Origin of the sequence: Phytobacter sp. SCO41 (assembly GCF_003073275.1) — a bacterium.
In the GTDB taxonomy this organism is placed as follows: domain Bacteria; phylum Pseudomonadota; class Gammaproteobacteria; order Enterobacterales; family Enterobacteriaceae; genus Phytobacter; species Phytobacter diazotrophicus.
Map to the genome: position 1 here is coordinate 4,168,887 of NZ_CP027225.1, position 13,243 is coordinate 4,182,129.

The window sequence follows — 13,243 nt, forward strand, 5'->3', positions numbered from 1 at the left end:
GAAAATTAACTGCATTTTTATAGTGTTCCCATTTGTAAAGATACCCTTCCCTGTCTACTTTTATCAGGCAAAACGAAACACTCCCGCCATCGTGGGAAAGAAATCAGCCTCTTTTTGACAGGTGCATTTGTTGATGAGCGTTCATGAAATGGATATTGAATCCCCCGCAGCCCCGCATCTGGACACTAACGATACCGGGCAGCAGATTATTGCCAGGATCCGCACCGCGCTATTGGCCCGTAAATCCATGGCCACAAATAAGGACATTATTCTGGAGTTGCTGGTCAGGCTGGAAACCGAAAAAGACATGGCAAAACTGGAAATTTACCGAAGTGCACTCGAACGCGTGGTGCATGCCACGCCGGATGATATCTAAGCTCTGCGTCTCGTTTCCTCCACATGCGGGTGGAGGTTTTTTTCTACATTATTCCGGGTCCGACCACTCCCCTTTTCCCGCAACACGCAGAAGCCACACTTTTTATAAGAGATTAGTGCTCATCATCATTATCCATGAAAAATATTTATACATATGGCTTTTATAATCACGCTAATTATTTTTAAGAGGCTTTTGTAACGAATGGCCATATGGTCTCCCCTTCTGAAGCCATGGATTTATCTTCAGAAGGGGTATTTTTTGAACCGTCGATCGGTATCGACTCACCCTGCATGTGTGTCCGCAGCAACCACCCGATTACGTCCCTGCTTTTTCGCCGCATACAGCGCAGTATCGGCTTTACCGATCAGCGCGCTGGCAATCATATGTTGCGGCTTGTCCTCAGAAAAGATGCTCTCACAATCGAGCGTTGCCACACCAATGCTGATCGTTAAGAAACCCATCGGGCTTGCGGCATGCGGCAATTTCAGCGCGTTGATTTGCTTACGCAGACGCTCGGCAATCGATAATGCAGCCGATTTATTGGTATCCGGTAATATCACCAGAAACTCTTCCCCACCATAGCGGCTGACATTGGCATCCGGGTGAACCAGGGAAGTAACCAGCGCCTTCGCCACGATTTGCAGGCATTCATCGCCCGCCTGATGTCCCTGGCTGTCGTTATAGAGTTTAAAAAAGTCGATATCCACCAGACAGATCGAGAGCGGAAAGTGGCCGTGATAAGAACGTGTGACTTCCGTCAGCAGGCACTCATCCATATACCGGCGATTAAACAAGCCGGTCAGGTGATCATGCTGAGCATGCCGCTGTAACACCAGGTTCGCGCCCGCCAGTTTTTGTTCAGCCTGACGACGCGCGGTGATATCCACCCAGGTAATCGACAGCCCCACAACATTACTGCTCGCATCTGTCACAGCAATAGATTGCGCATCGTAGCAGCGGTCATGCCAGATCATTTCACGACGGGGAATGGCCTCGCCCATGTCTGCCAGCGCAAAATCTTCCTCGAAAAGATGCCAGAACTCTGGCATATGCTCGGAAAGATAGCTCTCCGCAAGCTCATGCCCGTCATTATGCAGCAGATGGTTCATCGCTTTATTCGACATCACCAGGCGGCCATGACGGTCAATCATACACAGCGCCACGGGGGTGGTGTCGTAGATAGTTTCCAGTTGCAGTACGCGCTCGCCAAGGGTCGAGATATTACGATCCACACCCCGATAGCCGCGTAATTCACCGTTTTCATCAAAAAGGGGAACGCCGCTGGTTTCCAGTACCACAATGCGCCCATCGGCACGCTGATTACGATTCACCAGGCCTGAAAAAGCCCTTTTCTCTTGCACGATCTCCATAAAAGCGCGTCCAACGCGTTCGGCCTCGCCGGGGGGCATAAAATCGAATGGCGTCTTACCAATGACTTCACTCGGGGGATAGCCGAGCAAGCTGGTGACCACATCGGAGGCCCAGGTATAACGTCCTTGCGCATCCACTTCCCATACCCAATCCGAATTTTGATTCAATAAATCATACAGATGCTGTACATCCACATCCTGGAGAGGCGACGGCTTTTTTTTATCGTTCATGAATGTTATCCGCATGTCCAAAAACCGCCCGGACAGCAAGGGCAAAGTGGTGTTGACGCCTGACTACACGTTTCAGCGAAGCGCTAAACTCACTATCATTGATACAGTAAATGTTAACGTTTTACTAATTCGCTGTAACGATAACAACGAAGAAAAAACTGAAACGGGCCCGGTAATAAAAGAGCGTCCTATTAAATATTCGCTCTAAAAATAGAGTGACACAGCCTGTCAGGGCACCTGTGCATAATGACTCAACTGTTTTACCCATGGGATGGAGAGTGCTATGACCGTTACAGCAGAACAACGAGAAAAGATACTGGCGGATTTTCACATCAAGTGGCCCCTTTCCGCACTGCAAAACCTGACGCTTGAACAGTACATTTGCCTGGGCGATAAAAATACGCTGGCTTACTGGCTGGAGTTTGGTGAAGGTCGTTTTCTGGGGTCGATTAAAGGCGGCGATGCCTCGAAATTTGGTATTTACGAGCGCAAAGCTGAGGCCAAAGGTGAGCGTGGTTTTATCTCATCTGATAGCCGCTATTCCTGGAAAAATAAATACGGTCACACGGCAGAAGAAGCGTTCGCCGCCATCAAAGCTCACATCCTGGCCATCGCTCATGCGGCCCAGACAGGCGACACAGAAACCATCGAGAACCTTGACTTTGAAGTTGCCTTAAAATGGAAGCTCGCTTTTCTCTACCAGGATCATGCACATCCGTGCGTATTGTCGATTTACAAACTGCAGGCGTTACAGAGCTTATTGCCAGGGAATCGATATCTCACTCACTCCGAAGCCTATCGCAAACTGCTTGCTGAACGAGGCAACAAATCACTGATTGAATACGGTCTGGCTCTGTGGAAAGAAAGTGAGGCAGAAAAAGACGATGATCGCCCGCAAAGTCTGGATGACATTACCGTTGACGAGGGCAAGACCGCCCTCGACCAGCCTGTCACTGCATTAAATCAGATCCTTTATGGTCCTCCGGGAACCGGCAAGACCTGGAATACGGTTAACCACGCACTGACCATCCTCGACCCCGTCTTTCTGGATGCCCATCGCGACGAGCGCCACCTGCTCAAAGCACGTTTTGATGAACTGGCAGATGCAGGACATATCGATTTCGTCACCTTCCACCAAAGCTTTAGCTACGAAGATTTTGTCGAAGGTATTCGCGCGGATATTGAGGAAGACGCTACAGATGAGGGCAGCCAGCTCAAATACCGTATAGAAGATGGCATATTCAAAAAAGCGTGTATTCAGGCCAGGCGCGATCGTTCAGCCGAAATCAAACTGGGCATTGATGAAACACCACAAGTCTGGAAATTATCAATTGAAGAAGTAAATTCCAGCGGCTATACGCGTGATTATTGTTTTCGCCACAACGAAGCACGCATTGGCTGGGGTCATGTTGGCGATTTGCGCTCAGCGAATTTGAATGCTTCAGAACACAAATTAGGCCCACAAGATCGCAATTCCCTCACCTATTTCAGTCAGACGGCAAAAGAGGGAGACATTATTCTCTGCCTTGCCAGCCAAACAGAAATCTGTGCCATGGGCGTTGTAACAGGATCCTATTTTTATCAGGAGGACGTCCCACAAGGCGTACGTGAAGATTATCAACATGTGCTCCCTGTGAACTGGCTGCTTAAAGATATCCGCTATGATATCCGCAAGCAGAACGGCGATTGTATGTTACGTCCGAAAACTATGTATCCTCTGCGTCGTATTGTTGCTTCTGACTTACTCAATGACCTGCGTGATGTTGGATTCAATTTAGCTGAGTCACAAAAAACAGCCCCCGCCCCTCATGTCCTGATTATCGATGAAATTAACCGTGGGAATATTTCCCGTATCTTTGGCGAACTCATCACCCTGATTGAGACCTCGAAACGCCAGGGACAAAGCGAAGCGCTGAGCGTTACCCTGCCCTACTCGAAGAAACGTTTCAGCGTACCCGGCAATCTTTATATCATCGGTACCATGAATACCGCCGACCGCTCGCTTTCCGGGCTGGACATCGCCCTGCGCCGCCGCTTCACCTTTGTTGAAATGCTCCCGCAGCCGGAACGGCTGGATAACGTCGTCATTTATCATGAAGAGGGTGATATTAACGTCGGCGATCTATTACGTGTTATCAACCAGCGCATTGAAGTCTTGTTGGATCGTGACCACTGTCTGGGCCACGCATACTTTATGCCTCTACAGGCAGTCCCCACTTTGCAGACACTGGCATCCATTTTCAAAAACCAGGTCCTTCCGCTGTTGCAGGAGTACTTCTTTGAAGACTGGCAGCGTATTAACTGGGTGCTGAACGGTCATCATTCCGATAACCGCACGCCACGCTTTATCTGCCCGCCCAAAGAGAGCCAGTCGCTGGAAAAACTGTTTGGCAAAGAGGTTGCCGCAGAACTCACTGACAGACGCTGGCAATTTAACGAGGCGGCCTTTATGTGCCTGGAGAGTTATCGTCTGATTCTCCGGGAGGCCGAGTGAAACAAAAGTGGATAACGGTTCGCGAGCACGCGCGCCTGACCACCTCGGATGTGCCGGACACCCTCGATCGTGCGCAAATCGGTGCCAGCGCTTTTGACTGTCTGTGCCAATTGCAGGCCGGGTTCAGCAAGCAAGGTGCCAGACTGGTGGAAGTGGAAGACCGCCGCTGGCTGCGGCTGGACAGCTATGTCGGCATTATTCATACCCCATGTGGCACAGACATTGAAATTCTGCCCAAACATTTTGCCGAGGAAGACTCACCGGAAAAAAGCCGGGCGCTACTGTGTAAGCTTATTGCCTCCGCACTCAATCTGCCCTACCGGGAAACCGGGATAGCGGACCTGCAACTGTTTCGTTTTCCGCTCACCGAATGGATCATGCGCCAGTTTTTACTTTCGCTTGATCGGTTACTTAAACGTGGATTACGTTTTGATTATCAGCAGGTTGAGGAAGAACAGCCTTATCTGCGGGGTCAACTCGATATGGCCCGACAGATGCGACAACCACCGGGGCGGGCGCACCGCTTTCATCAGCGTCACACACTTTTTTTGCCAGACCGGCCGGAGAACCGGCTGCTACGTCTGGCGCTGGGTAAAGTGTGCCAGCAGACCAGGGAGGCCGATAACTGGCGACTGGCGCATGAACTGCGCGTCATCATGCAGGAGATCCTACCCAGCCGACAGGTACGCCTCGATTTTTCCCACTGGCGTAACGACCGACTGCTTGCCCACTACCAGCCCGTCCGTCCATGGTGCGAACTCATCCTTGGGGAACAGATGCCATTGGCGATTCAGGGGCAGTCGAACGGTATAAGCCTACTCTTTCCAATGGAACGCCTGTTTGAACAGCATGTCGCGCGAACACTCAAACAACAGCTTCCCCCGACAGCACATCTGCGTACTCAGGCTGCGAGTGAATACCTCTGCACCCATGATGGTAATAACATGTTCAGGCTGAAACCGGATTTGCTACTGGAGCACAGCGGGAAGAAATGGCTGCTGGATACCAAATGGAAGCGTCTGAATACCGAAGCCCGCGACAAAAAATATGACCTGGCGCAGCAGGATTTCTACCAGATGCTGGCCTACGGTCACAACTATCTCGCAGGCCAGGGGGAGATGGTGCTGATTTACCCTAAAACAAGGGATTTTCCCGCGCCGCTAAAACCCTTTGTCTTCTCACCTGAACTGATGCTGCACGTCTGGCCGTATGATCTGGAGAACGACAAATTAATGGCTTCTGAGATCCATTCACTGCCGCTCGTTATCCAGCCGCAGGCTCACCCAGAAAAATAACAGCCATAATGTAACGAAAATTGACGCATCCTGGGGGCAGCCAAAGCACTCGCTAAGTTTTTTTCACTCACGATCAATGGATGCGCCTGCGAGGGGCTGTTTGCCCCTCTCTTTATTTCTTCGGTTTCTGCGAAACATTTCGCCCCGCCCCGCTTTCAAGGCGCGTCATGTCATACAGCCCAACCGCCGTAATAAGCGCAATCATCACAAACCCCAGCTTAAAGGCCATCCCCTGAATATCGCCATACCCCAGATTGTCGGTGATGAGCGCGCCTGCGCGAATACTCAGCGCCCCCAGCGTTACCCCCAGGCCGTTAGCCAGTTGCAACGAGGTACTAAAAAGGGTGTTCGCGGAGCTCATCTCTGCCGCCGGTACCTCGGCAAATGCCAGCGAACTGATGCCGGTAAACTGCATTGAGCGGCTCAACCCACCGATAAACAACAGCGCGAGGGTAAGCATCTGCGGTGAATTTGGCGCTAAAAAAGCGCAGAAAAACAGCGACAACACGCAGACAACACCGTTGCCAATCAAAAGCTTTTTAAAACCGAAACGGCGAATTAGCGGCGTCGTGGCAGGCTTCATCGCCAGGTTACCGGCAAAGACCGCCAGTACCAGCGACCCGGCCTCAAACGCGCTCATCCCGAAGCCCACCTGAAACATCAGGGGCAACATAAAGGGCGCGGAACTGATAGTGGCACGGAGAATAAACCCGCCGCGCATCGTAACGCGGAAAGAGTGTACCGACAGCGAACTCAGGCCAATCAGCGGCGCAGGAGCACGGCGCAAGTGATGAATACTCCACACCAGCGCCAACAGACCAACGGCGAGCGTCGCCCCGGCGCTAACCATGCTCACATGCTGCTGGCTCAACATCTCAAGCCCCGCCACCAGGCACAGCATGGTCAGCCCTGTGGCGATAAAACCCACCACATCGAACGGACGTTTTTCATCAGCCGATAGCCCCGGCATCATTTTCAAGGCCAGAACGATAGCCACCAACCCCAGCGGCACATTGAGGAAAAAGATCCAGTGCCAGCTCGCATAGGTAGTAATAAAGCCCCCCAGCGGCGGGCCAATAATCGGCGCGACCAGCGCAGGCCAGGTCAAAGTGGCGATGGCTTTAATCAACTGCTCTTTCGGCGTGGTACGCAAAACAACGAGACGCCCTACCGGCACCATCATTGCGCCCCCCACCCCTTGCAGGATGCGCATCAGCACAAACCCGGTGACGTTATTTGTCAGGCCGCAAAGCAAAGACGCCACGGTAAAAATCAGCAGCGCCAGGCTAAAAACCGTCCGTGCGCCAAAGCGTTCCGCTACCCAGCCGCTGGCCGGAATCAGCATCGCCAGCGTCAACAAATAGGCGCTAATACCGATATTCAAATCGATAGCGGAAACACCAAAGGCTTTCGCCATGTCCGGCAGGGCAGTCGCAATCACCGTGCCATCAAGAAACTCCATAAAAAACGCGCTGGCGACCAGCAATGCCAACCCGGAAATCCGCCCGGAACGGGTCACTTTTTCCCGTGGCGTTTGCGTCTGGGTTGTCTCAGACGAGGCCATAACGTGTCCTCAACATGGATAACCTCTACTGTCTGGCAGAGGTCTGACAAGAATAGAAAGTTGTTATACCAAAAATGCAAACCGTCCGATAACCCAATTTATTGTTGATTGTCCGCAGATTGATATTTTGCAATTTATCGCTCTCCGTCTTCGTCGATTTTCTCTGGCGCAAGCTGACAAAAATGTCAGTAAAATGTCAGCCAGGTGTTGGCAATAACGCGATAAAATCCCCAGCATCATCACATTTGTCCTTTGCGACAAAGGAAGAGCACAATGCGACTTCTGCTGGTCGAAGACGAGGAAAAAACCTCGTCCTATATTTATCGTGCGCTCAGCGAGCTGGGTTTTACCGTTGACGTCGCCGCCAGCGGTACAGAAGGTTTGCACCTGGCGGTTGAATTTGACTATGACGCCATCATTCTCGACGTCATGCTGCCAGGTCTTGACGGTTACAGCGTGCTAAAAGGGTTACGTGCCAGTAAAAACACACCGGTGCTGATGCTTTCTGCCCGTGGCTCCGTCGATGAACGGGTTAAAGGGCTACGTCAGGGGGCAGACGATTATCTTCCCAAACCGTTCTCCCTGATTGAACTGGTCGCCCGTATTCAGGCCTTGTTGCGCCGCCGATCCAGTGATGGTGCCGACACCACGCAGTTGCAGATCCATGATTTACATCTCGACCTGCTCGCCCGTCGCGTCTCACGCGCCGGAGACCGTCTTGAGCTGACAGCCAAAGAGTTTGCCCTGTTAAGCCTGCTCGCCCGCCATAAAGGTGAAATCCTCTCCAAAATGATGATTGCGGAACAGGTGTGGGATATGAATTTTGACAGCGATGCCAACGTTGTGGAGGTGGCGATTAAACGTCTGCGGGCCAAAGTGGACGCCCCCTACCCCGTAAAACTGCTGCATACCGTGCGGGGCATGGGATATGTCCTTGAAACCCGGCCCGAGAGCCCCGCTAAATAGAGTCAGTCTATGCTCAAACGTTCGATTTCAGGACGCCTTGCATTAATGTTTGCCCTCGCCTCTGTGCTTATCGTCTCGGCGATCGGTTTTCTGCTGCGCAGCACCCTGCATGAATCCTTACAAAAACAGATGCACAACGAGCTGCTTTTCAGGGAATCGCTGATGGAGCCGTGGCTGCTATCGCGCACCACGCTGCACAGTTGGCAAATGCTCGCCACCAAACTCGCCGATATGACCACGGCGGAAGGCGGACGTGTACAGTACTGGGTTCTCAGCGATGATCCCCGCTTTCAGGTGGGCGGCGAGCCACCGCAAGGGGTCAACTGGACGACACTCGCCGACGGATTTAGCGAAGCGCCGGGCGCCATGAAAGAGTCCTGTTCGCTCTTTATCCTGATCAAATTAATTCCGGCGCGAGGGGAACGCCCGGCGATCCGCTACGTGATTGCCATCGATTCCACGCCTTATATGGGCACGCTGGAAGAGTTCACCCGCACGCTGCTGCTGATCACCGCCCTCGGGGTGATGCTGGTTGCCGTATTAGGTTTTATGATTGCACGGTTTGGAATGCGCCCGGTGAATACAATGAGCGAGCAGGCGCACAAACTTGCCCCCGGCGATCACGGACAGCGCCTCGACACCACAACCCTGCCGGATGAACTGCAAACGCTGGCGGAAGCATTCAACGGTGTGCTGGAACGCCAGGAAGTAGCCTGGCGGCAACTGGAAAGTTTCAACGCTGACGTCGCCCACGAGCTGCGCACACCGCTGACTAACCTGATAGGCCAGACACAACTGGGATTATCCCGCGAACGTTCCGTCAGTGAACTGGAAGATTTACTGGAATCCAATCTGGAAGAACTGGCGCGTATGACCTCGATTGTCAATGACATGCTCTTTCTCTCACATGCCCAGGCCGGGGAACACGCCACCCAGCTTACCGAGGTATCGCTGCGCGAGGAGGCGTGGAAAACCGCCGAATATGTCGAACCCTCCTTTGCCGAGAAGAACCTCACTATCAACGTGGAAGGCGATATCATTGCCTGTATCGACCGTCGGCTGTTCCACCGTTCACTGGCAAACCTGCTGGAAAATGGGGCTCGCCATGCAAAACCGAATACCACGGTCACCGTTTCCATTCGCCAGCGGCATGAGCATGCGATCATAGCCGTCGCCAACGTGGGTGAACCGATCGCCGCAGAACATCTGGATCGCCTGTTTGAGCGTTTTTATCGTATCGACTCGTCCCGCACGCGTAGCGATACGCATCATGGTCTGGGTTTATCCATTGTTCGTGCGGTCGCATTGATGCACCGTGGCGATGTGTTTGTTCGGAGTGAAAACGGCAGCAATACTTTTGGTCTGTCACTGGCAATCGGTAAAACAGATACTGTTGCGCCAGGTGACAAACCGGCGCTTGATGAGCAGACACAGTTCAAAAACGCCTGAACAGAAAAGCAAACAGGAGGCTAAGCCTCCTGTTTTTCGACTTACTTGTAGATAACCGCCACACCGTGCATCTGGTTTTCGCCCCCGGCCGCCACGATGCGATACGAGCTTGCTCCCGCCGCTTCGGCTTTTTGCGCCAGCTCCTCATGCAAACCAGACAGCGTTGTCGCGCCCGATGCCGAGACCGAACCCATTTTTTGCAGACCGCTACCAGACTCTACAGGGACCGCCGCCAGCGCACCGGCGGAAAACAGGCCAACTATCATTGCGGTCATAATGCCTTTCGTCATCTTCATGTTTCCACCTCGCAAAGAGAATAGTCAGGAATATCCGCTGACATGAATGATTTTAGAAAGGCTGGCTGTCAGTTCACTGACGCCAAAATAACAGATGCGTCAGATAACAAAAATATACATTTATTTTAATTTATCCTTTAAATATTCTTATTATCAGGGTTTGTTCGCACCTCTGAAATACGACAAATATAAAAATAACTCGCCAGTATTTTCAGCATTTATTAATCGATCACCCGCCAGGGCTTGCCACCCGCCGCGTTGTTCACAAACCTGACAGAAATGTCATTTTCACGTCACGCTAACGACAGCCACGCTGATTTAAACTCAGCTTCCTGGGTAATACGTCGGGCAATTATGTTGCGCTTTTTCTTGCTGTTCAAAGAGACGACGCGCATTCATATTTAGCAAAGAGGGGCATATATTATGGCCATGCAAAAATCGGTTATCCTCGATATTCAGACATGGATTGATAATAATATTGACAAACCTTTACGAATTAATGATGTTGCCCACCGGGCAGGTTATTCCAAATGGCATTTACAGCGCCTCTTTCATCAGATTATTGATATTCCGTTAGGTGTGTATATTCGCAACAAAAAGCTGGAAGGCGCCGCCCACGACCTGAGCGTGACAAAGGAGTCGATCATCACCATCTCCACCCGCTACGGCTTCGACTCCCAGCAAACTTTTACCCGGGTTTTTACCCGCAAATACAGTATGCCGCCGGGCGCATGGCGTCGCTATCATCAATCGGGTGAGGAGTAGGTCCCTCACCCACTATCCGGCCGCCCCCTGTATGGCCAAAGCTACACGGCTACGGTACGGAACACGCTCATCAGCGTGACCAGATGCTGCGCCTGATCGCGCAGATCTTCCGCCGCCGTACTTGACGCCCCCACCAGCGCCGCGTTTTGCTGCGTCACTTTATCCAGTTGGGTAATCGCTTCATTCACCTGTCCGACACCTGATTCCTGCTCACGCGTCGTCACGCCAATCTCGTCGATCATCCCCGCCACATGGTGCGACTGCCGCACCAGTTCGCCAATGGTCGCGCCCGCGTGATTCACCAGCGCCGTGCCATTATCCACACGCTCGATGCTATCCATAATCAGGGCCTTTATCTCTTTTGCCGCAGACGCCGACCGCTGGGCCAGCGAACGCACCTCACCCGCCACCACCGCGAAACCCCGGCCCTGTTCCCCAGCACGCGCCGCCTCTACCGCGGCGTTCAGGGCGAGGATATTGGTCTGGAAGGTAATGCTGTCAATCACCGTAATGATCTCACTGATTTTGCGGGAACTTTGGCTGATCTCATCCATCGTACGCACGATATTCTCAATCGCCTCGCCCCCTTTTGCGGCAATTTCGCTGGCCGTTGCCGCCTGCTGATTGGTGACCCGCACCGTATCGGCATTCTGGCGAATCGCCTGGCCGATTTGTTCCATGGATGCGGCCGTCTGCTGCAAACTGGCCGCCTGCTGTTCGGTACGCTGGCTCAGGTCAGTACTGCCCTCCGCCACACCGTTTGCCCCCGCCGAGATCGACTCACTGCTTTCCCGCACCTGGTTGACGATACCGCTCAGGCTTTGTCGCATCTCATCCATCCCTGCCAGCAAACTGGTGCTGTCATCAGGGGCAAGCATGATCCGGGTGGCCAGATTTCCCTGCGCAATTTCATGGACGACCTGCAGCGCATAAGCGGGTTCTCCCCCCAGTTGTCGCTTGATGTAGCGGGTGAAAAGCCAGGCAATGGCGATCCCAAGTAATGCCGCCACCGCAGCAATCATCAGCAGGGCGTCGCCAGCGGAGCGGGCGCTTGCGGTGGAGGCCGCCGCCGCTGAGGTCGTGCTGGCCTGCTGGGTCTGGATCATCGCGGAAATCTCTTCAAACAGGCGAATCTGTAACGGCTGCATCTTTTCGACCGCCAGCGACTGGGCATCCAGCATCTGGCCATTCTTCGCCAGCCCCACGGTCTGGCGCACAACATTCACGTACTCCACCTGTGTGGCTTTAAAATTGTTCAGCATGTTCTGTGCGTCAGTATCCTGCACATTCGCCTGCAACTGCGCCACCAGTTCGTCGTTGCGTTTAATCGACAGTTCGGTCAGTTTTTCCTCTTCCATCTGGCTCTTTTCATCATCCTGAAACACCATGATGAACGTCGCCTTGGTGGCGTTATTGAGATTGTCTTTTAATGCCTGCATCGACAGCAGATTAGTCAGATGGTACTTCTCGTAGAACTCAATATGTTGACTGGTGTTATTCAATTCAGCACGACCAAAAATCGCCACCAACAGACCGATAGCAATAATCGCGGCAAAGCCGGTGCCCAGCAGCGCACCCAGAGAGAAATGTCTTTTTACTCGCATATATCCCTCGATAAATGAATTCCGAAACCCCTTAACGGCGAAAACACACTCGTATCAGCCCCGAGAAGACAACTGCAAGCGCACGAATGCGTAATAGCGAACAGGGTTAATATACGTAGCGTAAAAAACCGGGGAAAATATGAAATAGCGATGGTTTGACCAGGTGGACAGGTTGCGCCAGAGCAGACATGAGGAAACGCGTCGTGAGCAACCAGGGGAATAATCAGTATATTAAAAAGTTATTTTTCATAAAGTTACAACAATTCAACCAATCGGTAACATCAGCAAACTAATAACACCATTGCCCGCTCATCCCTGAGCCCTTTTGCACGCCCTATTTGGAGATTTCTCAATAAATCATTAATCAACCAACTCCTCCATACGATCGATGGCAAATTTTAATATTTTCTCTGCATCAATGGCGGCATACGGATAGCCGGCAATAACCTCAATATGCTGGCCTTCTTTAATCGCTTTTTTCAGTTCTTCTTTTTTATATTGAATATGCGGTGCCACCAGGAAACAATCAAAGGCAGGCGCCACACTGGCAAATGCCTCAGCCCCTATTCCGCTAATTTGAATCTGATACCGGTTTGCATCTGCAACATCCTGCATTTTTTTGGCCAGCGTTACCGCCGTGTTACCAAACAGGCAACATATTAATAACTTTTTCATGGTAGTGCCCTCCTGGAAGTTACCGATACGCTATGCCTGCCCTGGCTTAAAAAATGCGCCCTGCATCATGTTTACGAATATATTTGATTAATATTTAATCAACCTGAGCAAATTCTCCGCATAAACACCTCTCCTCCTCCAGGTCGATCAGCGGTAAC

The 13,243-nt window shown here is 52.0% G+C and carries 11 protein-coding genes; 6 read left to right on the forward strand and 5 right to left on the reverse strand.

Going from position 1 to position 13,243, the window contains the following annotated elements:
* The first annotated feature begins 133 nt into the window (after positions 1 to 133).
* Positions 134 to 376 (forward strand): biofilm development regulator YmgB/AriR family protein, encoded by a 243-nt coding sequence (locus tag C5523_RS20405; protein ID WP_071193947.1) that lies wholly within the window; start codon positions 134 to 136, stop codon positions 374 to 376.
* Positions 377 to 657: 281 nt separating this feature from the next.
* Here the strand turns inward: C5523_RS20405 and C5523_RS20410 are convergent, their stop codons facing one another.
* Positions 658 to 1,977 carry a diguanylate cyclase gene (locus C5523_RS20410; RefSeq protein ID WP_108701856.1) on the reverse strand — a complete coding sequence of 440 codons (1,320 nt, stop codon included), beginning with the start codon at positions 1,975 to 1,977 and terminating at the stop codon, positions 658 to 660.
* A gap of 283 nt (positions 1,978 to 2,260) precedes the next feature.
* Here C5523_RS20410 and C5523_RS20420 point away from each other — a divergent pair, with 283 nt between their 5' ends.
* Positions 2,261 to 4,471 carry an AAA family ATPase gene (locus tag C5523_RS20420; RefSeq protein WP_108701857.1) on the forward strand — a complete coding sequence of 737 codons (2,211 nt, stop codon included), beginning with the start codon at positions 2,261 to 2,263 and terminating at the stop codon, positions 4,469 to 4,471.
* Positions 4,468 to 5,766 (forward strand): McrC family protein, encoded by a 1,299-nt coding sequence (locus C5523_RS20425; RefSeq protein ID WP_223878729.1) that lies wholly within the window; start codon positions 4,468 to 4,470, stop codon positions 5,764 to 5,766. Before C5523_RS20420 ends, C5523_RS20425 begins: the two co-directional genes overlap by 4 nt.
* Before the next feature lie 112 nt (positions 5,767 to 5,878).
* Here C5523_RS20425 and C5523_RS20430 read toward each other — a convergent pair whose 3' ends face one another.
* Positions 5,879 to 7,330 carry an MFS transporter gene (locus C5523_RS20430; protein WP_108701858.1) on the reverse strand — a complete coding sequence of 484 codons (1,452 nt, stop codon included), beginning with the start codon at positions 7,328 to 7,330 and terminating at the stop codon, positions 5,879 to 5,881.
* A gap of 273 nt (positions 7,331 to 7,603) precedes the next feature.
* On the opposite strand from C5523_RS20430, the gene C5523_RS20435 reads away from it, so the two are divergent.
* Together C5523_RS20435 and C5523_RS20440 are read left to right on the forward strand one after the other, a co-directional pair.
* Positions 7,604 to 8,296 carry a heavy metal response regulator transcription factor gene (locus tag C5523_RS20435; RefSeq protein WP_041852263.1) on the forward strand — a complete coding sequence of 231 codons (693 nt, stop codon included), beginning with the start codon at positions 7,604 to 7,606 and terminating at the stop codon, positions 8,294 to 8,296.
* A 9-nt stretch (positions 8,297 to 8,305) separates the two neighbouring features.
* The gene (locus C5523_RS20440; protein ID WP_103245841.1) at positions 8,306 to 9,745 is read left to right on the forward strand and encodes a heavy metal sensor histidine kinase; all 1,440 of its coding nucleotides are present in this window, start codon (positions 8,306 to 8,308) and stop codon (positions 9,743 to 9,745) included.
* A gap of 41 nt (positions 9,746 to 9,786) precedes the next feature.
* Here the strand turns inward: C5523_RS20440 and C5523_RS20445 are convergent, their stop codons facing one another.
* On the reverse strand, positions 9,787 to 10,041 hold the full coding sequence (locus C5523_RS20445; RefSeq protein WP_079497933.1) for a DUF1471 domain-containing protein: 255 nt from the start codon (positions 10,039 to 10,041) through the stop codon (positions 9,787 to 9,789).
* Between the two features lie 423 nt (positions 10,042 to 10,464).
* Between C5523_RS20445 and C5523_RS20450 the strand changes: the two genes are divergently transcribed.
* Entirely contained in the window at positions 10,465 to 10,806 is a 342-nt protein-coding gene (locus C5523_RS20450; protein ID WP_041852265.1) for a helix-turn-helix domain-containing protein, read from the forward strand.
* A gap of 41 nt (positions 10,807 to 10,847) precedes the next feature.
* On the opposite strand, the gene C5523_RS20455 is transcribed toward C5523_RS20450, so the two are convergent.
* Together C5523_RS20455 and C5523_RS20460 are read right to left on the reverse strand one after the other, a co-directional pair.
* Complete coding sequence (locus C5523_RS20455; RefSeq protein ID WP_108701859.1) at positions 10,848 to 12,410, reverse strand: methyl-accepting chemotaxis protein; 1,563 nt, start codon at positions 12,408 to 12,410, stop codon at positions 10,848 to 10,850.
* 360 nt (positions 12,411 to 12,770) lie between these two features.
* Entirely contained in the window at positions 12,771 to 13,085 is a 315-nt protein-coding gene (locus tag C5523_RS20460; RefSeq protein ID WP_108701860.1) for a PTS sugar transporter subunit IIB, read from the reverse strand.
* Positions 13,086 to 13,243 lie beyond the last annotated feature (158 nt).

Bases quoted from the DNA above. Each gene is read 5' to 3' on its own strand.
- C5523_RS20455 (WP_108701859.1), bottom strand. From the start codon at position 12,410: ATGCGAGTAAAAAGACATTTCTCTCTGGGTGCGCTGCTGGGCACCGGC.
- C5523_RS20420 (WP_108701857.1), top strand. From the start codon at position 2,261: ATGACCGTTACAGCAGAACAACGAGAAAAGATACTGGCGGATTTTCAC.
- C5523_RS20435 (WP_041852263.1), top strand. From the start codon at position 7,604: ATGCGACTTCTGCTGGTCGAAGACGAGGAAAAAACCTCGTCCTATATT.
- C5523_RS20460 (WP_108701860.1), bottom strand. From the start codon at position 13,085: ATGAAAAAGTTATTAATATGTTGCCTGTTTGGTAACACGGCGGTAACG.
- C5523_RS20410 (WP_108701856.1), bottom strand. From the start codon at position 1,977: ATGAACGATAAAAAAAAGCCGTCGCCTCTCCAGGATGTGGATGTACAG.
- C5523_RS20405 (WP_071193947.1), top strand. From the start codon at position 134: ATGAGCGTTCATGAAATGGATATTGAATCCCCCGCAGCCCCGCATCTG.
- C5523_RS20445 (WP_079497933.1), bottom strand. From the start codon at position 10,041: ATGAAGATGACGAAAGGCATTATGACCGCAATGATAGTTGGCCTGTTT.
- C5523_RS20430 (WP_108701858.1), bottom strand. From the start codon at position 7,330: ATGGCCTCGTCTGAGACAACCCAGACGCAAACGCCACGGGAAAAAGTG.
- C5523_RS20450 (WP_041852265.1), top strand. From the start codon at position 10,465: ATGGCCATGCAAAAATCGGTTATCCTCGATATTCAGACATGGATTGAT.
- C5523_RS20440 (WP_103245841.1), top strand. From the start codon at position 8,306: ATGCTCAAACGTTCGATTTCAGGACGCCTTGCATTAATGTTTGCCCTC.